Source organism: Mycobacterium sp. MMS18-G62, from assembly GCF_053877835.1.
Genome location: NZ_CM132662.1, coordinates 24,783 through 49,122, shown reverse-complemented (window position 1 = coordinate 49,122; position 24,340 = coordinate 24,783). Strand labels below are relative to the sequence as shown.

At 65.7% G+C, this 24,340-nt stretch carries 29 protein-coding genes and 1 tRNA gene; 19 read left to right on the top strand and 11 right to left on the bottom strand.

Translation table 11 applies throughout. The features are described 5' to 3' along the window. Positions 1-4: 4 nt before the first annotated feature. A complete protein-coding gene (locus ACWW36_RS00270; RefSeq protein WP_456139631.1) occupies positions 5-604 on the top strand; it encodes a cysteine hydrolase family protein in 600 nt (199 codons plus the stop codon). A 10-nt stretch (positions 605-614) separates the two neighbouring features. Here the strand turns inward: ACWW36_RS00270 and ACWW36_RS00265 are convergent, their stop codons facing one another. After that, entirely contained in the window at positions 615-1,244 is a 630-nt protein-coding gene (locus tag ACWW36_RS00265) for a TetR/AcrR family transcriptional regulator (RefSeq protein WP_456139630.1), read from the bottom strand. Positions 1,245-1,337: 93 nt separating this feature from the next. On the opposite strand from ACWW36_RS00265, the gene ACWW36_RS00260 reads away from it, so the two are divergent. Together ACWW36_RS00260 and ACWW36_RS00255 are read left to right on the top strand one after the other, a co-directional pair. After that, entirely contained in the window at positions 1,338-2,558 is a 1,221-nt protein-coding gene (locus ACWW36_RS00260) for a cytochrome P450 (protein WP_456139629.1), read from the top strand. Positions 2,559-2,597: 39 nt separating this feature from the next. Then, complete coding sequence (locus ACWW36_RS00255; RefSeq protein WP_456139628.1) at positions 2,598-3,074, top strand: Rrf2 family transcriptional regulator; 477 nt, start codon at positions 2,598-2,600, stop codon at positions 3,072-3,074. Here ACWW36_RS00255 and ACWW36_RS00250 read toward each other — a convergent pair. Further along, the gene (locus tag ACWW36_RS00250; RefSeq protein ID WP_456139627.1) at positions 3,071-3,700 is read right to left on the bottom strand and encodes a TetR/AcrR family transcriptional regulator C-terminal domain-containing protein; all 630 of its coding nucleotides are present in this window, start codon (positions 3,698-3,700) and stop codon (positions 3,071-3,073) included. The two genes, ACWW36_RS00255 and ACWW36_RS00250, sit on opposite strands and share 4 nt — an antisense overlap. Positions 3,701-3,776: 76 nt before the next feature. On the opposite strand from ACWW36_RS00250, the gene ACWW36_RS00245 reads away from it, so the two are divergent. Together ACWW36_RS00245 and ACWW36_RS00240 are read left to right on the top strand one after the other, a co-directional pair. Continuing rightward, complete coding sequence (locus ACWW36_RS00245; RefSeq protein ID WP_456139626.1) at positions 3,777-4,676, top strand: alpha/beta hydrolase; 900 nt, start codon at positions 3,777-3,779, stop codon at positions 4,674-4,676. Continuing rightward, positions 4,663-5,319: a maleylpyruvate isomerase family mycothiol-dependent enzyme gene (locus ACWW36_RS00240; RefSeq protein WP_456139625.1), complete on the top strand. Its 657-nt coding sequence runs from the start codon at positions 4,663-4,665 to the stop codon at positions 5,317-5,319. The genes ACWW36_RS00245 and ACWW36_RS00240 overlap by 14 nt, the downstream gene beginning before the upstream one ends. Here ACWW36_RS00240 and ACWW36_RS00235 read toward each other — a convergent pair. Continuing rightward, positions 5,288-5,674, bottom strand: a complete 387-nt coding sequence (locus ACWW36_RS00235) for a VOC family protein (RefSeq protein ID WP_456142310.1) — start codon at positions 5,672-5,674, stop codon at positions 5,288-5,290. The two genes, ACWW36_RS00240 and ACWW36_RS00235, sit on opposite strands and share 32 nt — an antisense overlap. Positions 5,675-5,711: 37 nt before the next feature. On the opposite strand from ACWW36_RS00235, the gene ACWW36_RS00230 reads away from it, so the two are divergent. Next, the gene (locus tag ACWW36_RS00230) at positions 5,712-6,242 is read left to right on the top strand and encodes a GNAT family N-acetyltransferase (RefSeq protein ID WP_456139624.1); all 531 of its coding nucleotides are present in this window, start codon (positions 5,712-5,714) and stop codon (positions 6,240-6,242) included. A gap of 18 nt (positions 6,243-6,260) precedes the next feature. After that, positions 6,261-7,274, top strand: a complete 1,014-nt coding sequence (locus ACWW36_RS00225; RefSeq protein WP_456139623.1) for a nitronate monooxygenase — start codon at positions 6,261-6,263, stop codon at positions 7,272-7,274. 82 nt (positions 7,275-7,356) lie between these two features. On the opposite strand, the gene ACWW36_RS00220 is transcribed toward ACWW36_RS00225, so the two are convergent. The 3 genes from ACWW36_RS00220 to ACWW36_RS00210 are packed head-to-tail and all read right to left on the bottom strand — an operon-like array spanning position 7,357 to position 10,213. Beyond that, the gene (locus tag ACWW36_RS00220) at positions 7,357-8,244 is read right to left on the bottom strand and encodes a DUF4097 family beta strand repeat-containing protein (protein ID WP_456139622.1); all 888 of its coding nucleotides are present in this window, start codon (positions 8,242-8,244) and stop codon (positions 7,357-7,359) included. Positions 8,245-8,264: 20 nt separating this feature from the next. Beyond that, entirely contained in the window at positions 8,265-8,909 is a 645-nt protein-coding gene (locus ACWW36_RS00215; RefSeq protein ID WP_456139621.1) for a response regulator transcription factor, read from the bottom strand. Next, positions 8,897-10,213 carry a histidine kinase gene (locus ACWW36_RS00210; protein ID WP_456139620.1) on the bottom strand — a complete coding sequence of 439 codons (1,317 nt, stop codon included), beginning with the start codon at positions 10,211-10,213 and terminating at the stop codon, positions 8,897-8,899. The genes ACWW36_RS00215 and ACWW36_RS00210 overlap by 13 nt, the downstream gene beginning before the upstream one ends. A gap of 91 nt (positions 10,214-10,304) precedes the next feature. Here ACWW36_RS00210 and ACWW36_RS00205 point away from each other — a divergent pair, with 91 nt between their 5' ends. After that, positions 10,305-11,429 (top strand): TDT family transporter, encoded by a 1,125-nt coding sequence (locus ACWW36_RS00205; protein ID WP_456139619.1) that lies wholly within the window; start codon positions 10,305-10,307, stop codon positions 11,427-11,429. A gap of 21 nt (positions 11,430-11,450) precedes the next feature. Beyond that, positions 11,451-12,293, top strand: a complete 843-nt coding sequence (locus tag ACWW36_RS00200) for a class I SAM-dependent methyltransferase (protein ID WP_456139618.1) — start codon at positions 11,451-11,453, stop codon at positions 12,291-12,293. On the opposite strand, the gene ACWW36_RS00195 is transcribed toward ACWW36_RS00200, so the two are convergent. Further along, complete coding sequence (locus tag ACWW36_RS00195) at positions 12,294-12,707, bottom strand: VOC family protein (RefSeq protein WP_456139617.1); 414 nt, start codon at positions 12,705-12,707, stop codon at positions 12,294-12,296. Positions 12,708-12,803: 96 nt separating this feature from the next. On the opposite strand from ACWW36_RS00195, the gene ACWW36_RS00190 reads away from it, so the two are divergent. The 4 genes from ACWW36_RS00190 (at position 12,804) to ACWW36_RS00175 (ending at position 16,047) form a co-directional block, all read left to right on the top strand. Beyond that, positions 12,804-13,229 carry a DoxX family protein gene (locus tag ACWW36_RS00190; RefSeq protein WP_456139616.1) on the top strand — a complete coding sequence of 142 codons (426 nt, stop codon included), beginning with the start codon at positions 12,804-12,806 and terminating at the stop codon, positions 13,227-13,229. Positions 13,230-13,270: 41 nt separating this feature from the next. Continuing rightward, positions 13,271-14,146 carry an LLM class flavin-dependent oxidoreductase gene (locus ACWW36_RS00185; RefSeq protein WP_456142309.1) on the top strand — a complete coding sequence of 292 codons (876 nt, stop codon included), beginning with the start codon at positions 13,271-13,273 and terminating at the stop codon, positions 14,144-14,146. A 196-nt stretch (positions 14,147-14,342) separates the two neighbouring features. Then, positions 14,343-15,209, top strand: coding sequence for a DUF4436 domain-containing protein (locus tag ACWW36_RS00180; RefSeq protein ID WP_456142308.1), 867 nt, complete (start codon positions 14,343-14,345; stop codon positions 15,207-15,209). 64 nt (positions 15,210-15,273) lie between these two features. Then, positions 15,274-16,047 carry a cyclase family protein gene (locus tag ACWW36_RS00175; protein ID WP_456139615.1) on the top strand — a complete coding sequence of 258 codons (774 nt, stop codon included), beginning with the start codon at positions 15,274-15,276 and terminating at the stop codon, positions 16,045-16,047. A gap of 136 nt (positions 16,048-16,183) precedes the next feature. Here ACWW36_RS00175 and ACWW36_RS00170 read toward each other — a convergent pair whose 3' ends face one another. Further along, a complete protein-coding gene (locus tag ACWW36_RS00170; RefSeq protein WP_456139614.1) occupies positions 16,184-16,420 on the bottom strand; it encodes a hypothetical protein in 237 nt (78 codons plus the stop codon). Positions 16,421-16,590: 170 nt separating this feature from the next. Here ACWW36_RS00170 and ACWW36_RS00165 point away from each other — a divergent pair, with 170 nt between their 5' ends. Both ACWW36_RS00165 and ACWW36_RS00160 read left to right on the top strand, forming a co-directional pair. Next, positions 16,591-16,824: a hypothetical protein gene (locus ACWW36_RS00165; RefSeq protein ID WP_456139613.1), complete on the top strand. Its 234-nt coding sequence runs from the start codon at positions 16,591-16,593 to the stop codon at positions 16,822-16,824. A 228-nt stretch (positions 16,825-17,052) separates the two neighbouring features. Beyond that, the gene (locus ACWW36_RS00160) at positions 17,053-17,406 is read left to right on the top strand and encodes a DUF732 domain-containing protein (RefSeq protein ID WP_456139612.1); all 354 of its coding nucleotides are present in this window, start codon (positions 17,053-17,055) and stop codon (positions 17,404-17,406) included. Between the two features lie 135 nt (positions 17,407-17,541). Here the strand turns inward: ACWW36_RS00160 and ACWW36_RS00155 are convergent, their stop codons facing one another. The 3 genes from ACWW36_RS00155 to ACWW36_RS00145 form a co-directional block, all read right to left on the bottom strand. After that, a complete protein-coding gene (locus ACWW36_RS00155) occupies positions 17,542-17,745 on the bottom strand; it encodes a hypothetical protein (RefSeq protein WP_456139611.1) in 204 nt (67 codons plus the stop codon). 152 nt (positions 17,746-17,897) lie between these two features. After that, the gene (locus ACWW36_RS00150; protein WP_456139610.1) at positions 17,898-18,545 is read right to left on the bottom strand and encodes a hypothetical protein; all 648 of its coding nucleotides are present in this window, start codon (positions 18,543-18,545) and stop codon (positions 17,898-17,900) included. A 145-nt stretch (positions 18,546-18,690) separates the two neighbouring features. Beyond that, positions 18,691-18,763 (bottom strand) — tRNA-Arg (locus tag ACWW36_RS00145). Between the two features lie 104 nt (positions 18,764-18,867). Between ACWW36_RS00145 and argS the strand changes: the two genes are divergently transcribed. The 4 genes from argS to thrC are packed head-to-tail and all read left to right on the top strand — an operon-like array spanning position 18,868 to position 24,339. Then, positions 18,868-20,520 carry an arginine--tRNA ligase gene (gene argS / locus ACWW36_RS00140; RefSeq protein WP_456139609.1) on the top strand — a complete coding sequence of 551 codons (1,653 nt, stop codon included), beginning with the start codon at positions 18,868-18,870 and terminating at the stop codon, positions 20,518-20,520. Further along, the gene (gene lysA, locus ACWW36_RS00135) at positions 20,517-21,938 is read left to right on the top strand and encodes a diaminopimelate decarboxylase (protein ID WP_456139608.1); all 1,422 of its coding nucleotides are present in this window, start codon (positions 20,517-20,519) and stop codon (positions 21,936-21,938) included. The genes argS and lysA overlap by 4 nt, the downstream gene beginning before the upstream one ends. Further along, positions 21,935-23,260: a homoserine dehydrogenase gene (locus tag ACWW36_RS00130; protein WP_456139607.1), complete on the top strand. Its 1,326-nt coding sequence runs from the start codon at positions 21,935-21,937 to the stop codon at positions 23,258-23,260. Before lysA ends, ACWW36_RS00130 begins: the two co-directional genes overlap by 4 nt. Further along, positions 23,257-24,339 carry a threonine synthase gene (gene thrC, locus ACWW36_RS00125; RefSeq protein WP_456139606.1) on the top strand — a complete coding sequence of 361 codons (1,083 nt, stop codon included), beginning with the start codon at positions 23,257-23,259 and terminating at the stop codon, positions 24,337-24,339. Before ACWW36_RS00130 ends, thrC begins: the two co-directional genes overlap by 4 nt. Position 24,340 lies beyond the last annotated feature (1 nt).

Here is a 24,340-nt window from a genome sequence, read left to right as displayed (position 1 = left end):
CTGCGTGTCCGAACCCACCACGCTGCGCGCGTTGGCCGATATGCCCCAGCAGCCCGTAAGCCTCGCTGAATCGACGCTCGTCCTGATCGACTGCCAAAACACCTACACGCGTGGCGTGATGGAGCTCGAGGGTGTGCAGGCCGCGCTGGACGAGGTCGAGATCCTGCTCGATCGCGCCCGGTCGGCGGGCATCCCCATTATCCACATCCAGCACGACGACGGCGCTGGCTCGTTGTACGACATCGAGGGGGAGAGCGGCGCGATCGTGTCTCGGGTGGCGCCCCACAACGGGGAACCGGTGGTCGTGAAGAACTATCCGAATGCGTTCGTGGAGACGGATCTCGACGAGGTACTGAAGACCGCCAACGCGTCGAACCTCGTGCTGGCGGGCTTCATGACCCACATGTGCGTGAACTCGACTGCGCGAGGGGCCTTCAACCTCGGGTACGCGCCGACGGTTGTCGCGGCGGCGACGGCGACACGCGCACTGCCAGGATTGAACGACACCACGGTTCCCGCCGAGGCGGTGCAGAGCGCAAGCCTCGCTGCGATTGCCGACCTGTTCGCCGTGGTGGTGCCCGCCGCGGGCGACATACCCGATTAGAGCTGTGTGTTCACAACGGCCAGTTACTGGTGCTGGCTGCGTAGCGCAGAGGCGCTGAAGGAGGCAGACGACGCCGCCCATCGGTGGTAATCGCGTCCAGCATCAGCGCGACATAACGGCGCCAGCCGTCGCTTCCGAGATCCATTGTCCAGAGCACACTGTTGAGCATCGCGACTATCCGCGGTAGGTCATCGGCTACCAGATCCGCGCGGATCTGGCCAGCCTGCTGCGCGCGACGGGCGAGATCCTCCAGCGCTTCGTAGAGATGCGTGGAGACATCGGGTGTCAGTGAGCCGGCTCTGCGCGCCGCCGCCAAGAGATTGTGTTCGCGGGCGCCCAGGGACAGCGCCGCCTCGACGAGTTCGGTGAACCCGCGCAAGGGGTCCTTGGCGCGGCGGGCACGCTCGATTACGGGTGAAAGATCCTCGGCGATGCTCTGATCCAGCGCCGCCCTCACCAGGTCGCCCTTGGTCGGAAACCTGCGATAGAGCGTCCGTTCGCCGACCTCTGCGCTACGGGCGATGGCCTCGATAGGTGCGTCCGGTCCCAACTCGCCATAGACCTCGCGCGCAGCACGCAGAATGCGTGCCGCGTTGCGTGCCGCGTCTGCGCGCAATGGTCGGTCCGCAACCGATGTCACTTGGCCAGAATAGCCTGACAGTTGACTGTCACTCTTGCCGGATTTACGCTCGAGAAAACTTGGCAGCCAACTGACACTTAATGGGAACGGTCAATGACCTCAACGACTTCCGGCGTCGGCTCCGACACTGATCTGCCCGTGATCCCGGCCCCGCGCGCCGCTGGATGTCCACTTGCGCCACCCGCCGAGTTCGCGCACTGGCGGGAAGAGCCCGGGCTGCGGCGGGTGATGTACCAAGGCCGGCCGGCCTGGGTGGTGAGCCGATACTTCGACATCAGGGCCGCGCTGGTCGATCCACGGCTGTCAGCGGACACCATTCCGGACTCCATCATGCCGACGGATCACGACGCCGACAGGGCCGTGATGTTCGCACGAACCGACGACCCGGAACACCACCGACTGCGGCGCATGATGACGCGAGACTTCACCTTCAGACGGGCCGACGGCATGCGCCCGCAGATTCAGGGGATAGTCGACCGATATCTCGACGAGATGATCGGCAACGGGCCGCCGGCCGACCTCGTGCGGGACTTCGCTTTGCCGGTGCCGTCTTTGGTGATCGCACTGTTGCTGGGGGTGCCGTCCGCGGACCTCGAACAGTTCCATCGCAACACCACGATCGGGCTGGACACGAGAACGTCCGACGAGGAGAAGGCCCAGGCCTTCGGGGCGATGTTCACCTACATCCGGGAGCTGGTGGACCTCAAGGAGCGCGATCCCGGCGACGACCTGATCAGCCGCCTCGTCACCGACTACGTGGCGACGGGCCAGCTCAACCGCGAGACCGCGGCCATCAACGGTGCGATCATGATGCAGGCCGGCCACGAAACCACCGCGAACATGATCGCGTTGGGAACGGTTGCGCTGCTGCAGCATCACGATATGTTCGAACGGCTCGGCCGCACCGAGGATCAGGCCGTCATCGCGAACATCGTCGAAGAGCTGATGCGCTATCTCACGATCGTGCACAGCCAGGTGGATCGGGTGGCAATCGAAGACCTCACCATCGGCGGCCAATTGATACGCGCCGGCGACATGCTCGTGATGAACCTGCCCGCCGGGAACTGGGACACCGAGTTCGTCGACCACCCGGAAACGCTGGACGCCGACCGAAACGTCCGGGGACACTTGGGTTTCGGCTACGGCGTGCATCAGTGCATCGGACAGAATCTCGCACGAGTTGAGATGCAGATCGCCTTCGCGACGCTGGCTCGACGGTTGCCCGGCTTGCGCTTGGCGGTGCCGCCCGACGAACTGAGGTTCAAAGGCGAATCCGGCATCTATGGCATGAAGGAATTGCCCGTCACGTGGTGATGCCCGAACTGGAGCACATTCCCGACTAACCTGGCCAACATGCGAATGTCGGCCAAGGCGGAATATGCCGTCCGGGCCATGGTCCAGCTCGCCACGGTCGAGGAAGGCGTCCTGGTCAAGACCGACGACCTCGCCAAGGCGCAAGGCATTCCGCCGCAGTTTCTCGTCGACATCCTTTCCGATCTGCGCACCGACCGCCTCGTGCGCAGCCACCGCGGCCGCGACGGCGGCTACGAGCTGGCCCGTCCCGCCGCCGAGATCAGCATCGCTGACGTGCTGCGCTGCATCGACGGCCCGCTCGCCAGTGTTCGCGACATCGGGCTCGGCGACCTGCCCTATTCGGGACCGACCGCGTCGCTGACTGATGTGTGGCGCGCGCTGCGGGCGAGCATGCGTTCGGTGCTCGAGCAGACCAGCCTCGCCGACGTCGCGTCCGGTGCGCTGCCCGGGCACGTCGCCAAGATGGCCGACGACTATCGGGGGCAGGAGGAGCAGCGCGGCCACTCGGCCAACTAGCGGCGGCCCCGGCCGGCGATGCCGTCGAGCAACATCCGCAGACCGCGCTCGAAGTCCTCGTCAACCGACGTCTCGATTGCGACGCGGGACAGCGCCTCCACATGGGGATATGTCGAGGCTGCCACCGATCCGATGCGGGCCGCTGCGTCAGCGGCGTCACGGCCCCGTGTCAGCGGGCCGGCCAGCTCGGCCTGTGCGGCGCCGACGACGAAGCCAAGCACGGCGTGGAAGGCCGCAAGGCGGTCGCGGTCGTCCAGCCCTGCCTTGCCGAGCCCGGCGATGAGGGCGTCGACGACGGCGAAACCGGTCGCTGAGGAGGTGCGGCGGGTCAGCACGAGCGGAATCGCGGCGGGATGCGCCCGGATGCCCCTCCACATCGCGTCGGCGATCGCGTACACGTCCTGCTGCCAATCACCGCCCGGCTCGGGCACTTCCAGCTCGGCGACCACCGCCTCCACGACCAGCTCCTCGAGGCCCTCCTTGTCGCGGACGTAGTTGTAGAGCGTCATTGGGCCGGTGCCCAGCGCGGCGGCCAGCGACCGCATGCTCAATGCGCCCAATCCGGCCTCGTCGACAATCCCCAATGCCGCAGCGGCGATTTCGTCGGTGGTAAAGCGTGCTCGCATCGGGGCCCCTTGACAAGTACGGCGTACGTAAAGCAGTCTAGCGAATACGTACATCGTACTTATACGAGGAGCCGCCATGCAGACCATTCCGACCGAGCGCGTCGACTTCCGATCGCGAGGTGTCCGATGCGCAGCGTGGCTGACGCTGCCTCCCACGCCCGGCCCTCACCCGGCCGTCGTCCTGGTCCACGGCCTCGGCGCGACGCACGACATGATGCTGGCGCAGTACGAACAACACTTCGCCGCCGCAGGCATCGCGACCTTGGCGTTCGACTACCGCAACACCGGCGCCTCCGACGGCCAACCGCGCCAACATATTTCGGTACGCGGCCAGTGTCAGGATGTCGAAGAGGCGGTGGATCACCTGAAGTCGCTGCCGGAGATCGACGCCGCCCGCATCGGGTTGTGGGGCACCAGCCTTGGCGGCATGAACGTGATCAGGACCGCCGCTACACGCGACGATGTTGCGGTGGCCGTAGTGCAGTGTCCGATCGTGCACGGGCCGTCGGCGGCACGCAGGCTCGGTCTCACGGCGGCGCTGCGGTTGACTCCCGCGATCGCCGACGACCTACTGCGGATCGTCACACGGCGCGCCCGCCGGTACGTGCCGATCGTCGGCCCGCCGGGCAGCTTCGCGATGGTGACCGTCGCAGGCGCTGAAGCCGGGTGGAACTCCACGGTTCCGCCGGGCGGAGACTTCGACAACCGGATCGCGGCCGCCGACGCCGTTGCCATGGTCGCGACCTCAGCGATGCGCCAAGCCCGCACCGTCACCGCGCCCCTGTTGGTGTGCGTATGCGACCGCGAAACCCTGGTGGATCCGGCGTACGCCGCGAACCTCTCCCGTCGCGCGCCTCGAGGCGTAGCCCGCCACTACGACTCCGACCACTTCGCGATATACCATCCGCGGCTCGTCGACACGGTGCTCGCTGACCAAACCGCGTTTCTCAAGGAGCATCTCCATGTCTGCGCGTGAGCTACTGCGCGCCAACGACGACCGGTTTCGTGCATTGGCGGGCGGCTTCAGCGACGACGACTGGTCACAACCGAGCCTGTGTGACGAGTGGACCAACCACGACGTGCTGGCCCACCTGGTCGTCGGCTACCGAACGGCATTGCTCGCCCTGACGGGTGAGATGCTCCGCCACGCAGGCTCATTCGACCGGGCGAACGCCAGCCTGGCGCGGCGGACGGCCGCGACCTGGAGTCCGGCGGAGTTACTCGGCGAATTCGAGCAATTGGTCGACCGGCCCCGCGGCCTTGGCCGCTACTTTCCCCGCCGGCTGCTGCTTGGCGACCACGTGACCCACGAACTCGACATCCTCTACGGGCTCGGCCGCGAGCCGTCGATCCCGGCGGAGGCACTGGTCGCGGTGCTGAACACCCAAGTGGCCGTGCCGAATCCGTTCGTGCCCGCCTTCCGCAATGGCCGAGGTGTACGGCTGGTGGCCACCGATGCCGACTGGACACACGGTCGGGGGCCGGCAGTCCACGGCCGAGCGGGGGAGTTGGTGTCAGTGCTCGGCAACCGGCCCGCAATGCTGGGCCGCCTCGACGGCGACGGTGTCGACGTGCTGGCGTCGCGCGTTAGCCGGCGCCCGATCCGTAAGGCCGGGTGAGGATTTCCAGATAGTGCCCGGCGGGGTCCTGGAAGTACACGCCGCGCCCGCCGTCGTTGTGGTTGATCTCGCCGGGCCTGCTGCCTCGTGGATCGGCCCAGTGCTGCAGTCCGCGTTCGCGGATACGCCCGTAGATGTCGTCGAACTCTTCTTCCGACACCAGGAACGCATAGTGCTGCGGACGGATGTCGTCACCCGCCTGTGCGAAGTCGAGGCTGACGCCGTGGTTGAGCTCCACGGCCAGAAACGGCCCGAATTCCTTCGCAGGCGGCAGGCCGAACAGTTCGGTGAAGAAGTCGGCCGACCCTTGCCGGTCTTTCGCGGCGACGATGGTGTGGTTGAACGTGATGGCCATGTCAATCCAGTCAACCACTGTCGATAACATCGCGGCAATGTCCGTAGTCGAGGTTTTGGAGGGGCCGCGGGTCATTCTGCGCCCGCCGCGGCTCGACGACGCCGACGCCATATTCGAGCGGATCGCGTCAGACCCGGAGGTGACGCGGTACCTGTCGTGGACACCGCATCCGGACGTCGACGAGACCCGTCGGGTGATCAAGGAATTCTTCAACGTCGGCAGTGAGACCACGTGGCTCATCGACTTGCGCGACGGCGGCGGACCGATCGGTCTGTGCGGGTGGCGGCGGCCGCAGCCCCACATCATCGACTTCGGCTATTGCCTGGGTCGCCGATGGTGGCGGCAGGGAATCATGTCCGAGGTAGTGGAGCTGCTGCTCGACAAGGCGCGTCGTGACCGGACGGTGTACCGGGTGACGGCCCACTGTCATGTCGACAACACCGCGTCGGCACGGCTGCTGGAACGCAGTGGCCTGACGTTCGAGGGCAAGTTGGCGCGCTACGCCGTGCTGCCCAACATCAGCGACGAGCCGCAGGACTGCCTGCTGTTCGGCATGGCGCTCAGGTGAGCGTGATACGAAAGAGCGATGGCGTTCGACTTTCGTGATCTCGCTGTTCCGGTGATCGTCGCGCCGATGGCGGGTGGGCCGTCGACGCCCGAACTGGCGGCCGCGGGCACCAACGCCGGCGGGCTCGGATTCGTCGCCGCGGGCTATCTGACCGCCGAGGTGTTCGCTGAGCGCCTCGCCGCGGCGAGAAGCCTTGCCTCCGGACCGATAGGCGCGAATCTCTTTGTGCCCCAACCTAGTGCGGGCATACCGGAGGAAATCGAGCTGTACGCCAAGGCGCTGGCGCCCGAGGCGGAGCGCTACGGTGCGCAGTTGGGTGAGCCACGATACGACGACGATCACTGGGCGGCGAAAATCGACGTCCTGCTCGACGTTCGGCCCGAGGTGGCGTCGTTCACGTTCGGCCTGCCCAGCGCCGACGAGTGCCTGCGGTTGCGCGATGCCGGCGTCGCCGTCGTCGGGACTGTGACGACGCTGGCGGAGGCGCGCGAGGCGGTTGCGCGCGGTGTCGATGTGGTGGCGGCGCAGGGTCCGTCGGCGGGCGGGCACCGCGGCACGTTCGACCCGTCTGCGCAGCCGGCCACTCAACGGCTCGACGAGCTGCTTGCCGACGTCATCGGGGCCGTCGATGTGCCGGTCGTGGCGGCGGGCGGGCTGATGACCGGTGATGACGTCGCGCGGGTGTTGCGGGCGGGCGCGGTGGCGGCCCAGCTCGGTACGGCGTTTCTGCTCTCCGACGAGGCGGGCAGCAGCCCCGTGCACCGTGCAGCGTTGCAGGATCCGCAATTCAACGAAACCTTTGTCACACGGGCATTTTCAGGCCGCTATGCCCGCGGCCTGCGCAACAGGTTCATCGACGAGCACGAGGCCGAGGCGCCGTTCGGGTATCCGGAGATCCACTGGATGACCAGCCCGGTGCGAGCGGCGTCGGTGCGTGCGGGCGATCCGCACGGTGTCAACGTGTGGGCAGGAACCGGGTGGCAGAAGGCCAAGCCGGGGCCGGTGGCCGAGATCATGCGGCAGCTCACCTAACCCACACCCTTTCTGAAAGCGTCAGCATGTGTTGACGCGTTCGAAAAGCATGTCCGCCGGAATAGCCGCCGGCGCCATGCCGTTACCGCAGTTCGTCGATGACGACGTCGCCGTTGTTCGAGTGGGCGGTGACAACGGCCGCAGCTGCGTTGCGATCGGTCGTCTGCGGCACCCGCACCTCCGCCGAACCGATCTCTTGGTCGGCGCTCGTGTTCACCATGTAGGGACCACGCGCTGCCAGAGCGATAGTGACGTCGCCGTTGTCGGTGTTGGCGTCGATTGTGCGGGGCGCTGCACCCGAGAAGTCCACCTTGATATCCCCGTTGTCGGTGGTAGCGCTAAACGATTCCGACACCGACATCGGTTCGCGAGTGACCACGTCTCCGTTGTCGGTGTGGATCTCGATACGCCGGGCGGACCCGCTCAACACCACCTCGCCGTTGTCAGTGCGGGCGATCAATTGGTCGATGTCCGCCTGCGAGAGCACCACACCGGTGTCCTGTTGCGTGGTGACCGTCAACTTGCGCGCAAGATCCGGCGGGAGAACGACTGTGATCTCACCGGCGCGGCCCCACTGCAAGAACGTCGACAGCTCGCTGCTGATGGTGATGCGCGCGTTGGTGGCATCGGTGTTGACCGCCAATGGGTTCGCGCCCGCGCGGGTCGAGTTGACCATCCGGAGGTCCGCCCTGGGCTCGCGGGCCGCACGGTCGGTGGTGATGCGGATGGCCACCGGCACGGAGCCGGTGTCGACCACCAGCGACCGCATGCTCGCGGGCAGCGGCTTGGAGTCGGTGATCACCCGGAAGCCGGCAATGCCCCAAGCCAACGTGCCCAGAGACGCGACGGCCCCCACCACCAGCACCACCGCAGCGGCGATGAGCGTCACGCGGACCGCGGTGCGTCCGCCGGGGGTGAGCGGAGGCGGAGGGGTGACCGGTGCCGGTGGTGGGGGCGCAATAGTTGTCACGATGGAAGCCTTTCAATGGTTCAGGACTCGAGGTAGCGCAGCACCGCCAGCACGCGGCGGTTCTCGCTCTCGTCGGGAGCCAGGTCCAACTTGGTGAAGATCGATGCGATGTGCTTTTCGGCGGAGCCGACAGAGATGTGCAGTGCCGACGCGATCGCCGAGTTCGTCTTACCCTCGGCCATCAACTGCAGCACCTCACGCTCGCGGGGGGTTAGGCCGTCGAGCACGTTGCGACGGTGCGAGCGCACCAGAATCTGCGACACCACTTCGGGGTCGAGCACGGTGCCCCCGCCGCCGACTACCTTGACGGCGTCGAGGAACGCGGGAACGTCGGCCACGCGATCCTTCAGCAGATAGCCGAATCCCTTTGTGTCCGAAGCGATCAGGTCGGTGGCGTAGCGCTCCTCCACATAGTGTGACAGCACAAGCACCGGCGACTCGGGGTTCTGGCTGCGCAGCAGCGCCGCCGCGCGGATTCCTTCGTCGGTGAACGTCGGCGGCATCCGCACGTCGACGATCGCGAGGTCGGGCCGCTTCTCGTTGACCAGCCGCAGCAGATTGGTCGCATCGGGCACACCGGCGACCACCTCGTGGCCCGCATCGGTGAGGATGCGCTCGATGCCCGCCCGCAACAGCGCCGAATCCTCAGCGATCACGATGCGCATGGGAGCACCGCGGTGACGATGGTGGGGCCCGTCGCGGGGCTCGACACGCTGAACGTGCCGCGCGCCGCGCGCACCCGTTCTTCCAGCCCGCGCAGGCCGGTCGCGTTGTCGTCGGTGGTGATCGACGCGCCGCCGCGGCCGTCGTCGAACACCGTGACATACAGCTGGTTGGCGGCCTCGTCGAACCGCACCGTCACCACGGCCTGCGACGCGTGCGCATGCTTGGCGATGTTCGTCAATGCCTCGGCGACCACGAAATACGCGACCGACTCGACTTCGTCGGGCAACCGCCGCGGAAGGTGCAGATTCAATATGGTCGGCACCCCTGCGTTTTCCGTGCGCTGCACCACCGATGACAGCGCCGCGTCCAATCCGCGGTCGGCCAGGATGGTCGGCGCGATGCCCCGCACCACGTTGCGCAGCTCGACGAGCGCGTTCTTGGCGTCGTCGTGCGCCTCGGCGATCAGCTGCTTGGCTGCAGGCAGATCGCTGTCGAGCTTGGTCTGCGCCAACCCGATCGTCATCGCCAGCGACACCAGCCGCGGCTGCACGCTGTCGTGCAGATCGCGTTCGATGCGGTGACGTTCGGTCTGCGCCGACGACACGGCGCCCCGGCGCGCATCGGCAAGCGCGCTGACCTGGTACTGCAGCGCCGCCGTCGGCGACGGCGACAGCAGCCACCGGTCGATCGCCGCGTCGAGCGCCGGGGCGAAGATCAGAATCCCGACCGCCGCGGCGAGCGCAAGGACAGCCAGCAGCCAGGCCAGTGGCGGCGAAAGGAACGACAAGCCCGCGTCGACGTCGCTGTGCCGTATCGCGATCGCGGCCGCCGGGCCGACGAACGCGAAGGCCAGCAGCGCCAAGGCGATACCCGTGGCGAGCATGTCGTAGATCATCCGCAGGTAGTTGTGTGCGGCGGCTTTCCAGAATCGGGCGCTGCTGATGTCCAGCCACAGCTGATGCAGCCATCGCTGAATGCCGGCGTACGGCGAAATCCGCCGCGGCGGAACGCCGATGCCGAGCCCGAACACCGCCTCGCTGCGGAGTCGTTCGACATGTTCGGCGCCTCGAATCAGATACACGAACACCACCGCGGACAGCGCGAACCCGATGCCGCTGGGGATCGAGGAGAGGCCGAGGATCACGAACGTCAACGGAATCCAGAACCACACCGACGCGACGGCCGCGCCGGTGAGCAACGAAGCGGTCGGCACCACGCCGATGGTGCGGGGCGCGGCGGGGCCGTCGTCGACGGCGGCGGGCGCCGGACTGGCGGCGGGTATCGGCTCGGTGACTGCGACCATGCCCTCAAACTTATGGACCGCAGCCGACACGCGACACAGCGTTTTCCCGAGAAGCTGCCGGGGGAAAACCCCCACAGCCGATGATGACCAAATGACGACGACTGAGCGGCACCGGCTAGTGAGCAATCTGGGCCCGAACTGGTTCGCATCGGTCATGGGAACGGGCATCGTGGCCACGGCCGGTGCGACGTTGCCGCTGCATGTGCCCGGGTTACGGGCATTCGCCGAAGCGGTGTGGGTGGCGGCGACGGTATGGCTGGTGATCCTCATCCTCGCGGAGGTCGCGCATTGGGTGCGGCACCCGACCGTGGCCCGCAGTCACGCGTACAACCCGCAGATGGGTCATTTCTACGGCGCGGCACCGATGGCGTTGCTCACGGTCGGGGCCGGCGCGGTCCTCGTCGGCAAAGATCTGATCGGCCTGCGGGCGGCCGTCGACCTCCACTGGGTGTTGTGGACGGCAGGGACGCTCGGCGGCCTGTTCACCGCGATGAGCATCCCGTATCTGATGTTCACCCAGTACCGCGTCGAGCCCGACGCGGCATTCGGCGGCTGGCTGATGCCGGTGGTGCCACCGATGGTGTCGGCGGCGACGGGCGCGCTGCTGATCCCGCACATGGCGCCGGGCACCGGACGCCAAACCATGCTCTACGGCTGCTATGCGATGTTCGGGCTGTCGCTCGTCGCGTCGCTCATCATCATCACGATGGTGTGGAGTCGCCTCGCGCACTTCGGCACGTCGGGCACCGCGCGCGTGCCGACGCTGTGGATCGTGCTGGGCCCGCTGGGCCAATCCATCACGGCCGCAGGCCTTCTCGGTACCAACGCCGCGCTGGCCGTCGCCCCGCAATTGGCGGACGGCATGGGCGTCTTCGCGGTTCTGTACGGCGTTCCGGTGTGGGGATTCGCGGTGCTGTGGATCTCGTTGGCCACCGCATTGACCGTCCGGACCGCGCGCCGCGGGATGCCGTTCGCGCTCACCTGGTGGAGCCTGACGTTCCCAGTCGGGACCTTCGTCACCGGTACTACGCAACTGGCCGTGCACACCGGTCTGCCGGCGTTCCGCGTGGCCGCCGCGATCGCGTACGTCGGGCTACTGAGCACGTGGTGTCTGGTGGCGGTGCGGACGTTACGAGGTGGCTTGCGCGGCAACATATTCGCACCGCCGCCGGCCGGCCCCGTCAAGGCGCACAAGGACCCGACGTCTGCTACCTAGCGTGCGTGGCACACTCGCAATGTGACAGAGCCCCTGATTTCACACGTCTCGGATACCGCTCGTTGGGTGGCGACCTATCGGGCGATCGAATCGGCACGTCCGGATGCGTTGTTCCACGATCCGCTCGCCGACCGGCTTGCCGGGGAACAAGGCCGTGCCATCGTGGCCGCGGCGCCTCGATCGATCCGCAACGGTTGGTGGCTTGTCGCGCGCACCAAGATCATCGACGACGCGATCACCGCGGCGATAGCCGACGGCTGCGACAAGGTTCTGAACCTGGCCGCCGGCCTGGACAGCAGGCCGTACCGATTGGACCTGCCGTCCGATTTCGCCTGGGTCGAAGCGGATCTACCGGACCTGCTTGCGGAAAAAGCGGAGTTGTTGGCCGACGAGACACCGCGGTGCCGGCTGACGCGACACGCCGTCGACCTCGCCGATCCGGCCGCGCGGGACGCGTTCTTGAACGAAGAACTCGAGGGTGTCACGAAAGCGCTTGTGCTGACCGAGGGTCTGCTGATGTATCTGGAGGAAAGCGACGTCCGTGCGCTGTCGGATGCGTTCACACGGCCCGAGATCGCGTGGTGGATGCTCGATTTCTCGTCGCCGGGCCTTCAGAAGCGGATGAACAAGTCGACCCGCGGCTTGATGGGCAGGGCACCCTTCAAGTTCGCGCCGGCGAACGGCCTTTCATATTTCGAAGACCTGGGCTGGCGCACCGTCGAAGTGGAATCTGTCTTCACCGTCGCGCATCGATACCATCGGGTGCCGCGGTGGATGCGGTTTCTGGCGTGGTTGCCGCAGCCCGATCCGCGTAACCCCGGCGGCAAGACCTGGAGCGGAGTCGCCCGCCTCACCCGCGGCTAGCTACTTCGGCGCGGTGAGCTCCAGGGCGATGTTGTCTGGGTCGCGGAATTCCAGAATGTAAGACGGCCCAATGTCTTTGATGGGCTCATGCGTGATGCCCAGGTCGTCGAGATGCTTTGCTGCATCGTCTAATTCGGACTTGCTGCCGACGCGGAAGGCCAGATGGTCCAGCCCGCAGCGGTCTTCATGGAAGGCGTCTGTCGCGACGGGCCGAAGGCCGATCAGCGCGCCGCCGAGGTCGTAGATCACACCGCCGAACAGAAAGCCCAGCGCCTCACGGGTGGCCTCGTCGGCGTTCTCGGGCGATTCGATGAGGATGCGCCATCCGAAGACGCTCTCGTAGAACTGTCGCGACCGCTCGATGTCCGTGACGGTCAACCGGACGTGGGCAATGGAAGAGGTGCTGATCGGCATGGCCTCATGGTGCCAGGCGCCGCGGCGCGATGATTTTCCGGCGGTACCGCTGTCTGTCTAAGCGTCACCACCTCGACGACAACAGGGAGCAGCATCATGACCGTCACCTCGACCGAACCCGTCCACGACGGCGCGGAGCAACACCCGCGGGCCCGCAAGACCGGAATCGTCATCAGCGCGCTGGTCACGGCGTTTCTGGTGTTCGACGCCGCCGGCAAGCTCGCAGGAGTGCCGCAGGTGAAGGAGGGCACAGAAACACTCGGATTCCCACCCGGCCAGGCACTCATCATGGGCCTCGTCCTCGCCATCTGCGTTGCGGTGTATGTGATCCCGCGTACCGCGGTGCTGGGCGCGCTCGGGATCACCGCGTATTTGGGTGGGGCGGTCACGGCCAACATGCGCGTCGAGTCGCCTCTGTTCACCCACACGTTGTTCGCGGTGTACCTCGGCGTGCTCATGTGGGTCGGCTTGGCGATGCGGCGACCGGAATTGCTGAGGGTCATCGGCCTGCGCCGGAGTTAGTCACGCGCGGCCATGCCAGAATCGCCGTCGTGCGAATCGGAATGACCATGCCGGTGATGGAGCCCAGCCTGGATGCGGCGACGCTGAAGGGCTGGGCTCGCGTGATCGACGACGGCCCGTTCTCGTCGCTGTGCTGGGGCGAGCGGATCGCATTCGACAATCCCGAGAGCCTGACGCTGTTGGGTGCGCTGGCGGCGTGGACGGACCGAGTGCGGCTGGTGACGACGGTGATCGTGCCCCAGCTGCATGATCCGGTGATGCTGGCCAAGGGGCTGGCCACTGGTGACGTGCTCAGCGGCGGACGGTTGACGGTCGGCCTCGGCGTCGGTGGACGCGACGAGGACTATCGCGCCGTTGGTGCCGATCCCTCGACGCAGACGATGCGGGCGATGGCCGAGGCCGTCGCCTTGATGAAGCGGGTTTGGGCCGGCGAGAAGGTGACCGAGACCGTCGTCCCGGTTGGGCCGTCGCCCGTTCAGGCCGGCGGCCCGCAGCTGCTGGTGGGCACGATGGGCCCGAAGACCGTGCGGAGCGCCGCGGGTTGGGCGGAGGGACTGGCCGGCACGACGCTGGACTTGGACGTCGACAAGCAGAACGAGCTGTTCGACGTCGCACGCCAGGCGTGGGCGGAGGCCGGTAAGCCGAACCCCCACCTGGCGACGTCGTTCTGGTTCGCGATTGGCGACGATGCCCGGGAGCAGATCCATCGGCATCTGCGTCACTACATGAACTGGATCCCTGGCGGGGTCGTCGACGCGATGGCGCCTACCACCGGCTGGGCGGGAAGCGACGACGAATTGCATGACGTGCTAAGGAAATTCGAGGCGATCGGCACCGACGAGATCTATTTGATTCCGACGAGCGCGGACGTCGAACAGGTGCGGCGAATGGCCGACGTGGTGAAGGACTTCGCTTAGAGCGCGTCGCTGTCCAGTCGTAATGCCATGTGGCCCAGAGCTTCGGGAAGTCTTAACCCTCGGGTTGGCGCGGTCGTGACGAAGTCGAATTCGAACTTCGCCGACAATTGAGGCTCAGTGTTCACCAGAAACGCTGACAGGCGTTTACGTATACCGATAGCATCTGCCGGTTGTGGCCGATGGTGCGCAAGGGTCGATGCGACGAAAGCGACTACGCACGATCTTTACCAGCGCCGGCACGGTGTTGGCGATCCTGCTGGTGTACGTCGGTTCGCTTCTGGGCTATGAGTGGTTATCGAGTACCTCACAGCCGTTGGATCCGCCCGATTTGGGGACCGTATCCGACACCGTGGTTCTAGTGACTCTCGAAGCGCTTCACACAACCGAAAACCGGCTTGATGTAAAGGTTCTCGTTTTACCCGACGAATCATTGATGGATCAACAGCTGGACGTACTCGCCGCCGATCTTACTGTGCGCTTGTATCCGTCGAGCGACCTTGGAGAGCTGCAATATGCGAAAGGGCACGTGCCCTCCTCGCTCACGACCAGCATTGCGGCATCAGGCGACGCGGAAGAATGGCCATTCGACAGCTTTACCACCGACACGATCAGCGCCGAAGTGCTGGTCGGTTCGGGTGACAACCGCGAATTCGTCCCGGCACGGGTAGAAGTGACCGGCGATCTCTATGGCTGGAACATTCGCAGTACCCGCAGCGGCCCCGCGACCCAGTCGTCGGCAAGAGAAGACGATGCGACGATAACCTTCGAACGGGCCAGAGGGCCCCTCGCCTTCGATCTGGGCATCTGCCTGGTGGTCGTCACTCTGCCCGCACTGGCGCTGTTCGTCGCGATCGAGACCATACGCGGAAGAAAGAAATTTCAGCCTGCCTTTGGGACCTGGTATGCTGCAATGCTTTTCGCGATCGTTCCGCTGCGGAACGTCCTTCCCGGAGCGCCTCCTCCGGGTTCATGGATCGACCAGGCGATTTTCATTTGGGTGCTGATCACGTTAGTGGCCGCGATGGTCACGTTCTTCGTGGCCTGGTTCCGGCACGGCGACTAAGCGAGCACGCAGCGGCCCATGCAAACCGGCTTGGGTAGTTGGGAACGAAAGTACGATGGCTCGCATGCGCAGGCTCGTTGACATATCGGTTCCGCTGCAAGCCGGGATCGCCTCGGATCCACCCGGGCACTTACCGGAAATCGATTATTTCGACCATGCCCAGACCGCGGCGGAGGTGGTGTCGTTCTTCCCTGGGGCGACCATCGATGACCTGCCAGACCGCGAAGGATGGGCCATCGAACGGGTGCGGATAACCACGCACAACGGCACGCATGTTGACGCTCCCTACCATTACTCGGCGACCATGGACGGCGGCAAGCGGGCGATCACCATCGACGAGGTGCCGCTGGAGTGGTGTCTGCAGCCGGCAGTGAAACTGGACTTTCGCCATTTCGACGATGGGTATGTCGTCACCGCCGCTGACGTCGATCACGAGCTTGCCCGCATCGGCCACACCCTGGCGCCGTTGGAAATCGTTCTGGTCAACACCAGCGCAGGGCGCTACTACGGCCAGCCGGAGTACGTCAGCAAGGGGTGCGGGATGGGTCGCGAGGCCACCCTGTATCTGCTTGAACGCGGCGTGCGCCTCACCGGAACCGACGCCTGGAGCTGGGATGCCCCGTTCGTCTACACCGCGCGGCGCTACGCCAAAGACCATGACCCCACGGTGATCTGGGAAGGGCACCGTGCCGGACGAACCATCGGATATTCTCACATCGAGAAACTCCACAACCTGGAAGACCTGCCCCCCAACGGCTTTCAGGTCGCCTGCTTCCCGGTCAAAATCCACGCCGCGTCGGCGGGTTGGACACGGGCCGTCGCCATATTTGACGAGTGATTTCACAGCCGTTCACAAATAATGCTGTGTCAGAGGGCCTCTGTAGTTTTCTTCGCGTGACGGGATTTTGGTTGGCTGCCCGGCTGGCGACAGCGCAGCAGCGCAGGCGACTGCGGTGGCCGTTGACGGTTGCGGCTCACCTGAGGAGGAGGCCCTCCGGCAGCGGGCGGGCCGGATCGACTTCGACGTGGATGACATGTTCTTGGCTGTAGCCGGCCCAGTCGGGCATCCACGTCTCTATGTAGTACTCGCCTGGGTTCAGGGGAGGATGCCAGCCCGCTTGAAAGGGGTTCTCGTCGTAGCTGGCATACACCACGCGGTAGCCAAGCTCGTCGAGCACCTTCAGTGATTCGGAAAGACATTCGTTGCCCATACGCAACTCCTTGAATTAGCAAGCGGCGCCGCCATTGTGGCTAACGGGCGCGTCCGGTGGGACGATAAACATATAGGAAAATAGTCGTGAGCGCCTTGCCGTTTTGCCAGTGTCCGGCAAGCCGCCTTCCTTGGTAGCGGCGAGGCAGCCAGCTGATAGAGGAGTTCACGATGATGAAACTGAAGAAGATGGCAGCAGGGGCAGCGGTCTTGGGGGCGCTCGGGTTTGCTTCGGTCGGTATCGGTGCGGGGCCGGCTCAAGCCGATGACGACTGGTGCTGGTGGGGCTGGTGTGATCCAGTGCCGCCGCCTGGGCAATTAGTCCCGTCGCCTGGGCATATCGCCCAGCTTCCGTTTATCCCGCCGCCGGGGCATTGGGATCAGCCCTGGAAGTGGTGGAAGTAAATTACTGACGCGATGGCCGCCTCGTAGCTTGCGAGGTGGCCGTCGTTGTGTCTGCCAATCGACCTTGTGGGGCATAGGGAAACACCCGATTTGTCGATGCGCGCTGTGAGCGACAATTTGATGCACGGTCCGGTTCCTATCGGGGGTGGGTGTGACCGAGAGCAAGAAAATCCGCTCGATTTCTCTTGCAGCATCAAATAATTCACGCATCACAGGAGTTCTTGAACAATGAAGCGGCTGATCATTTCTGCCGCGGCCATCGCGACGGCCATGGGCCTCGCCGCGCCGGCCAATGCAGACCAATACGACTTCATCTCGGCGCTAGACGATGCCGGTGTTGTCTACGTCAACGGCAGCATTTCCGACATGATGGACCTCGGCAAGGCTGCCTGCCACGATCTCCGGATCGGTACTGCGCCGGGAACAGTCGTCGTCAAACTTGGACAACTCGGCTACGCGGACTACGAGACAGGCACCATCATGGGGGCGGCGGCGAACGGCATGTGCCCCGACACCTGGCCGGTCCTGTCGGCGTACGCCAATGGCGTGCTCAATCCCGCGCCGGTGGTTGACGAGTACTGAGCCAGTATTCACCGAAGGTTCTGGTGACGGGTTGGCTAGATCCCAACCAGTGCACGGTATCTGGCTGAGGTCCGATGTCATATCTGGGCCGCGAAGTCCGCGACCTCGCTATCGCAAGGACCCTCAAAAATTTTGTCACCTGAACCGGTCGCGATAGGTGTGCCAATCCCACCGTGACAGGAAATCCTGCGCCGCTGCATAGCCTTTCGCGCAGAAGTCTTCGATTTCGGTTCTGGAGATGTCGAAGTCGACAACGCTCAGGCCGGGTGATTCGACCTGGATGGTGCGCGCACTGACCCATGGCTGGTCGAGGTAGGCCTGATCGCGGCCGAACAACATCGTGGTAATGACGCGCTCTAGTAAGGGCGGCGCGCGCAGCTTTCGGGGACTGACACCATGGCTGTGGCGTCAGTAGCGGCGTGCTCCGCGAGCCGATACAGGATCGCCGTTATGCAGATATCTGGGTCACGTGGACCCTATGAGATCCACTCTTAACGATGGCCGCCGCCACCGGGATGCGCATTGAACCCTGGCGAAGCCACCTCTGCTTCGGTGAGCTGGTAGGGAGGCTCGAACAGGCTCGGGTTGTTGAGCGACGAAACCACGTCACTGACGTTGCCTTGCGGAAGCCCCATGGCAGAGGAGGTGTTGTCCGTGGGCGGAACGCAGGTGCCATCCATCGCTACCTCCCCGTTTGAACACGTCAGATCGTCTGCGTGAGCGACGGCAATCGGTGCACCGATAACGGCAAACGCGGCGGACAGTGCACCCACTGCCACTGAAAGTCGAGCGGTTCGTGATTTTGCTGTGCGCATCGCGCGCCCACTTTCTCTGTGTTGCCAGGCTGCCATGAAGCTAACAGGTCGCGCGCGTCGTGAAACACCATTCGCCATGCTTGGCCGAAGGGGACTCGGCCCGCCACCGGGGATCGGATGGCGGTCCAAGTAGTAGGTCAGACCCTCCTTTGCAACCATGACATTCAGCGCGGCGGCGATGTAGCGGCACTGGTCCCGCAACCAGATCGCCTCGTCAATCCGGAGATGGCCGTCAGGGTCGACCCTGTCGCTATCGAGATGGACGACGAAAGTGGGAGCGGTGTCCTCCGCCTGGTAGTACGACAAGCCGACGCCGACGCGCATGCTGTCCCGCCGGTCGATGACGCTCGACGTTGCCCGCGTGCAACTCGTGCCCGAGTGCTCGCCGTTGACTCCTCTGTTTCGGGTCCACCCCGAGTGCCGAATTGCACGAATCATGCACGGATGCACGTCTGCGCTGGTCAGATTGTGCCCCCGGCAGGATTCGAACCTGCGGCCTTCTGCTCCGGAGGCAGACGCTCTATCCCCTGAGCTACGGGGGCGCATGACAGAGACACTGCGCCGATGGGCTCCGACAGCCTAACGCATCGAAGTGGCGGGAAACGGATTCGGGGGCTGACCACCCCAGACCATAGGATGGACCCTCGTGACCCCCGCCGACCTGGCCGAGCTGCTCAAGTCCACCGCCTCCGCGGTGCTGGCCGAGCGCGGCCTCGACGCCTCAGCCTTGCCGGCCACCGTCACGGTCGAACGCCCCCGCAACCCCGAACATGGCGACTACGCCACCAACCTGGCCCTTCAGCTCGGCAAGAAAGTCGGTGCCAACCCCCGTGAGCTGGCCGGTTGGCTCGCCGCGGCCCTGGCCGAGCAGGACGGCATCGCCTCCGCCGACGTCGCCGGCCCCGGCTTCGTCAACCTGCGCATCGAGGCCTCCGCCCAGGGCGTCATCGTCAACAACGTCATCGACGCCGGCCCTGACTACGGCCACTCCGACGTGCTCAAGGGCCACAGCATCAACCTCGAGTTCGTCTCCGCCAACCCCACCGGGCCCATCCACATCGGTGGCACCCGCTGGGCCGCCGTCGGCGACGCCCTCGGCCGGCTGCTGACCACCCAAGGCGCGAAAGTCGTACGCGAGTACTACTTCAACGACCACGGCGCCCAGATCGACCGCTTCACCAACTCTCTGATCGCCGCCGCCAAAGGTGAACCCACGCCCGACGACGGCTACGCCGGCGACTACATCAAAGACATCGCCACCCAGGTGCTCGCCAAGGACCCCGACGCGCTGGGCCTGCCCGCCGACGAGATGCACGAGACTTTCCGCGCCATCGGCGTCGACCTGATGTTCACCCACATCAAGCAATCGCTGCACGACTTCGGCACCGACTTCGACGTCTACACCCACGAAGACTCGATGCACAGCTCCGGACGCGTCGATCAGGCCATCGCCAAGCTTCGCGAAGCGGGCAGCATCTACGAGAAGGACGGCGCAGTCTGGCTGCGCACCACCGACTTTGGTGACGACAAGGACCGCGTCGTCATCAAGAGCGACGGCCAGCCCGCCTACGTCGCCGCCGACATCGCCTACTACCTCGACAAGCGCCAACGCGGATTCGACCTGTGCATCTACATGCTCGGCGCCGATCATCACGGCTACATCGCCCGGCTCAAGGCCGTCGCCGCCGCACTCGGTGAAGACCCTGCCACCGTCGAGGTGCTCATCGGCCAGATGGTCAACCTCGTCCGCGACGGCCAACCCATCCGGATGAGCAAGCGCGCAGGCACCGTCATCACCCTCGACGACCTCGTCGAGGCCATCGGCGTAGACGCCGCCCGCTACTCGCTCATCCGTTCCTCGGCCGACTCTCCGATCGACATCGACCTCGCGCTGTGGTCATCGGCCTCCAACGAAAACCCGGTCTACTACGTGCAATACGCACACGCGCGGCTCTCGGCCCTGGCCCGCAACGCGGCCGAACTCGGCATCGTGCCCAGCACCGAACACCTCGAGCTCCTCATTGACGACAAAGAGGGCACGCTCATTCGCAACATCGGTGAGTTCCCCCGCGTACTCAAAACCGCTGCGGCCCTGCGCGAACCGCACCGCGTCTCCCGCTACCTGGAAGACCTGGCAGGCGATTACCACCGCTTCTACGACTCATGCCGAGTGCTGCCCCAAGGCGACGAACCACCCAACGACCTGCACGCGGCGCGGCTGGCGCTGTGCCAAGCCACCCGTCAGGTCATCGCCAACGGCCTTGCCATCCTCGGCGTCACCGCTCCGGAGCGGATGTGATCGCTCATCCCGCCGGCCCCAGGCACGCTGAGGAGATTCACCACGGCGGTGCCCCGCCCCGGCCGCAGTCGCCGACCGACATTCTGACACTTGCTCCGAATGTCTGGCCCCGCAACGCCGTTCGCGGCGACGATGGTGTCGTCTCGATCGCCGGTGTACCCGTCACCGACGTCGCCGCCGAGTTCGGCACGCCCACCTTCGTCATCGACGAGGACGACTTCCGGTCGCGCTGCCGTGAAATCGCCGAAGCATTTGGCGGCGGTGAGTACGTGCACTACGCCGCCAAGGCATTCCTGTGCAGCGAAGTGGCGCGCTGGATCAACGACGAGGGCCTGTCGCTGGACGTCGCCAGTGGGGGCGAGCTTGCCGTCGCCCTGCACGCCGACTTCCCGCCAGAGCGAATTGCCTTGCACGGCAACAACAAGTCCGTCGACGAACTCACCGCCGCGGTGAAGGCGGGCATCGGTCACGTCGTGCTCGACTCGATGACCGAGATCGAGCGCCTCGACGAGATCGCCGGCGCCGCCGGCGTCGTCCAGGACGTCCTCGTACGCGTCACCGTCGGCGTCGAGGCCCACACACACGAGTTCATCTCCACCGCCCACGAAGACCAGAAGTTCGGGCTGTCGCTCGCCAGCGGCGCGGCGATGGACGCGATCAGGCGCGTGTTCGCCACCGACCATCTGCGCCTCGTTGGCCTGCACAGCCACATCGGTTCGCAGATCTTCGAGGTCGACGGCTTCGAGCTCGCGGCCCATCGGGTGATCGGGTTGCTCCGTGACGTCGTCGCGGAGTTCGGTGTCGACAAGACCAGCCAGCTCACGATCGTCGACCTTGGCGGCGGCCTGGGCATTTCGTATCTGCCCCAGGATGATCCGCCGCCGGTGCAAGACCTCGCCGCCAAGCTCGGCGCCATAGTCCACAACGAATCAGCGGCGGTCGGTCTGCGCGCGCCGCGACTCGTGGTGGAACCTGGCCGCGCCATCGCCGGCCCCGGAACGATCACGCTGTACCAGGTCGGGACCGTCAAGGATGTCGCGGTCAGTCCGACCGCACATCGACGCTATGTCAGCATCGACGGTGGCATGAGCGACAACATCCGCACGGCGTTGTACGGCGCCGAATACGACGTGCGCCTGCTCTCACGCACCAGCGATGCGTCTCCGGCACTAGGCCGTGTGGTCGGAAAGCATTGTGAGAGTGGCGATATCGTGGTCAAAGACGCATGGGTGCCCGACGACGTTGCGCCGGGCGATCTACTCGGCGTCGCGGCCACCGGCGCATACTGCTATTCCATGTCCAGCCGTTACAACCTGATCGGCCGCCCCGCAGTGGTGGCCGTGCGCGACGGGCGTGCCCGCCTGATTCTGCGCCGGGAAACGGTCGACGATCTACTCAGTCTGGAGGTAACGGAATGAATGGTCTTGAAAAGCCCATCGGCGTAGCGGTGTTGGGGCTCGGCAACGTGGGCAGCGAGGTGGTCCGCATCATTCAGGAGGACGCCAGCGACCTCACCGCGCGCATCGGCGCTCCGCTGGAGCTGCGGGGAATCGGCGTGCGTCGTGTCGCCGGCGATCGCGGCGTGCCCGTCGAATTGCTCACCGACAACATCGAAGAGCTGGTGTCCCGTGACGACGTCGACATCGTCGTCGAGCTGATGGGCCCCGTCGAGCCCGCCCGCAAGGCGATCCTGTCCGCCCTCGAACAGCGCAAGTCGGTCGTCACCGCCAACAAAGCGCTGATGTCGGTGTCCACGGGCGAACTCGCGCAGGCCGCCGAACACGCGCACGTCGACCTTTACTTCGAAGCTGCCGTGGCGGGCGCGATCCCCGTCATCCGCCCGCTCACGCAATCCCTTGCGGGGGACAACGTGCTGCGCGTCGCCGGCATCGTCAACGGCACCACCAACTACATCCTCTCGGAGATGGACAGCACCGGCGCGGACTACACCAGCGCACTGGCCGACGCCAGCGCTCTCGGCTATGCCGAAGCGGATCCGACCGCAGACGTCGAGGGTTACGACGCCGCCGCCAAGGCCGCGATCCTCGCCTCGATCGCGTTTCACACCCGCGTCACCGCCGACGACGTGTACCGCGAAGGCATCACCAAGGTGACGTCGGCTGACTTCGCGTCCGCCCGTGCGCTCGGCTGCACAATCAAGCTGCTCGCCATCTGCGAGCGCCTCACCACCGATGAAGGGCAGCAACGGGTTTCGGCCCGTGTGTACCCCGCACTCGTACCTCTGGATCACCCGCTGGCCTCTGTCAACGGCGCGTTCAACGCCGTCGTGGTCGAGGCCGAAGCCGCCGGCCGGTTGATGTTCTACGGCCAGGGCGCAGGCGGGGCACCGACCGCGTCGGCCGTCATGGGTGACGTCGTGATGGCTGCCCGCAACCGTGTGCAGGGCGGTCGCGGCCCACGCGAATCCAAGTACGCCAAGTTGCCCATCTCGCCGATCGGGTTCATCCCGACCCGGTACTACGTCAACATGAACGTCGCCGACCGGCCCGGCGTGTTGGCCGCTGTCGCAACCGAATTCGGTAAGCGAGAGGTCAGCATCGCCGAGGTGCGCCAGGAGGGCATGGTCGACGAGGGCGGACAGCGTTGCGGCGCACGCATCGTCGTCGTCACGCACCAGGCCACCGACGCCGCGCTCTCGGAGACCGTTGCGGCGCTTGCCGATCTCGATGTCGTGCAAAGCGTGAACAGCGTGCTGCGCATGGAAGGAACCAGCGAATGACGGTACCGCGCACGGCGGTTCACCAGCCCTGGCCCGGTCTGATCGCCGCCTACCGCGACCGGCTGCCGGTCGAGGACCATTGGACCGCGATCACCCTGCTCGAGGGCGGTACCCCGCTGGTGCCTGCTCCGCGTCTGTCCGAGTACACCGGCTGCACCGTGCATCTCAAGGTCGAGGGTTTGAATCCGACCGGTTCGTTCAAGGACCGTGGCATGACGATGGCCGTCACGGAAGCGGTGGCCCGCGGCCAGAAGGCCGTGCTGTGCGCGTCCACGGGCAACACATCCGCGTCGGCCGCGGCATACGCGGCGCGGGCCGGCATCACGTGTGCGGTACTGATTCCCCAGGGCAAGATCGCGATGGGCAAGCTCGCGCAAGCCGTCATGCATGGCGCGAAGATCATCCAGATCGACGGCAATTTCGACGACTGCCTGGAGTTGGCCCGGAAACTCACCGCCGACTTCCCGACGATTTCGCTGGTCAACTCGGTCAACCCGTTCCGCATCGAGGGACAGAAGACCGCGGCGTTCGAAATCGTCGACGCGCTGGGCAACGCGCCCGACGTGCATTCCCTTCCCGTCGGCAATGCGGGCAACATCACCGCGTACTGGAAGGGTTACAAGGAGTACCACCGCGACGGCCTCGCGGATCGGCTGCCAAGGATGCTGGGCACGCAGGCCGCCGGCGCCGCGCCGCTGGTACTGGGCGAGCCGGTATCCGAGCCGGAGACCATCGCCACTGCCATCCGCATCGGCTCTCCGGCGTCCTGGACGACCGCGGTCGAGGCCCAGCAGCAGTCCAACGGCCGATTCCTGGCCGCCACGGACGAAGAAATCCTCGCCGCATATCACTTGGTGGCGCGCACCGAAGGCGTGTTCGTGGAGCCGGCCTCCGCGGCCAGCATCGCGGGCCTGCTCAAGTCGATCGAGGACGGCTGGGTGGCCAAGGGTTCGACCGTGGTGTGCACCGTGACCGGTAATGGTCTGAAGGATCCCGACACCGCGCTCAAGGGCATGCCTTCGGTGACCGCGCTACCGGTCGATCCCGTCGCCGTGGTCGAGAAGCTGGGGTTGGTCTAGC

What these genes read in the sequence shown, in the direction of transcription:
- ACWW36_RS00240 (WP_456139625.1), top strand. Translation starts at nt 4,663, where the DNA reads ATGTCTGCGCGTGAGCTACTGCGCGCCAACGACGACCGGTTTCGTGCA.
- ACWW36_RS00235 (WP_456142310.1), bottom strand. Translation starts at nt 5,674, where the DNA reads ATGGCCATCACGTTCAACCACACCATCGTCGCCGCGAAAGACCGGCAA.
- ACWW36_RS00175 (WP_456139615.1), top strand. Translation starts at nt 15,274, where the DNA reads ATGCGCAGGCTCGTTGACATATCGGTTCCGCTGCAAGCCGGGATCGCC.
- ACWW36_RS00250 (WP_456139627.1), bottom strand. Translation starts at nt 3,700, where the DNA reads ATGCGAGCACGCTTTACCACCGACGAAATCGCCGCTGCGGCATTGGGG.
- ACWW36_RS00225 (WP_456139623.1), top strand. Translation starts at nt 6,261, where the DNA reads ATGGCGTTCGACTTTCGTGATCTCGCTGTTCCGGTGATCGTCGCGCCG.
- ACWW36_RS00155 (WP_456139611.1), bottom strand. Translation starts at nt 17,745, where the DNA reads ATGTTGTTCGGCCGCGATCAGGCCTACCTCGACCAGCCATGGGTCAGT.
- ACWW36_RS00260 (WP_456139629.1), top strand. Translation starts at nt 1,338, where the DNA reads ATGACCTCAACGACTTCCGGCGTCGGCTCCGACACTGATCTGCCCGTG.
- ACWW36_RS00245 (WP_456139626.1), top strand. Translation starts at nt 3,777, where the DNA reads ATGCAGACCATTCCGACCGAGCGCGTCGACTTCCGATCGCGAGGTGTC.
- ACWW36_RS00160 (WP_456139612.1), top strand. Translation starts at nt 17,053, where the DNA reads ATGAAGCGGCTGATCATTTCTGCCGCGGCCATCGCGACGGCCATGGGC.
- ACWW36_RS00185 (WP_456142309.1), top strand. Translation starts at nt 13,271, where the DNA reads ATGACCATGCCGGTGATGGAGCCCAGCCTGGATGCGGCGACGCTGAAG.
- ACWW36_RS00230 (WP_456139624.1), top strand. Translation starts at nt 5,712, where the DNA reads ATGTCCGTAGTCGAGGTTTTGGAGGGGCCGCGGGTCATTCTGCGCCCG.
- ACWW36_RS00210 (WP_456139620.1), bottom strand. Translation starts at nt 10,213, where the DNA reads ATGGTCGCAGTCACCGAGCCGATACCCGCCGCCAGTCCGGCGCCCGCC.
- ACWW36_RS00190 (WP_456139616.1), top strand. Translation starts at nt 12,804, where the DNA reads ATGACCGTCACCTCGACCGAACCCGTCCACGACGGCGCGGAGCAACAC.
- ACWW36_RS00170 (WP_456139614.1), bottom strand. Translation starts at nt 16,420, where the DNA reads ATGGGCAACGAATGTCTTTCCGAATCACTGAAGGTGCTCGACGAGCTT.
- ACWW36_RS00205 (WP_456139619.1), top strand. Translation starts at nt 10,305, where the DNA reads ATGACGACGACTGAGCGGCACCGGCTAGTGAGCAATCTGGGCCCGAAC.
- ACWW36_RS00165 (WP_456139613.1), top strand. Translation starts at nt 16,591, where the DNA reads ATGATGAAACTGAAGAAGATGGCAGCAGGGGCAGCGGTCTTGGGGGCG.
- ACWW36_RS00180 (WP_456142308.1), top strand. Translation starts at nt 14,343, where the DNA reads ATGCGACGAAAGCGACTACGCACGATCTTTACCAGCGCCGGCACGGTG.
- ACWW36_RS00195 (WP_456139617.1), bottom strand. Translation starts at nt 12,707, where the DNA reads ATGCCGATCAGCACCTCTTCCATTGCCCACGTCCGGTTGACCGTCACG.
- ACWW36_RS00255 (WP_456139628.1), top strand. Translation starts at nt 2,598, where the DNA reads ATGCGAATGTCGGCCAAGGCGGAATATGCCGTCCGGGCCATGGTCCAG.
- ACWW36_RS00130 (WP_456139607.1), top strand. Translation starts at nt 21,935, where the DNA reads ATGAATGGTCTTGAAAAGCCCATCGGCGTAGCGGTGTTGGGGCTCGGC.
- ACWW36_RS00215 (WP_456139621.1), bottom strand. Translation starts at nt 8,909, where the DNA reads ATGCGCATCGTGATCGCTGAGGATTCGGCGCTGTTGCGGGCGGGCATC.
- thrC (WP_456139606.1), top strand. Translation starts at nt 23,257, where the DNA reads ATGACGGTACCGCGCACGGCGGTTCACCAGCCCTGGCCCGGTCTGATC.
- ACWW36_RS00150 (WP_456139610.1), bottom strand. Translation starts at nt 18,545, where the DNA reads ATGCGCGTCGGCGTCGGCTTGTCGTACTACCAGGCGGAGGACACCGCT.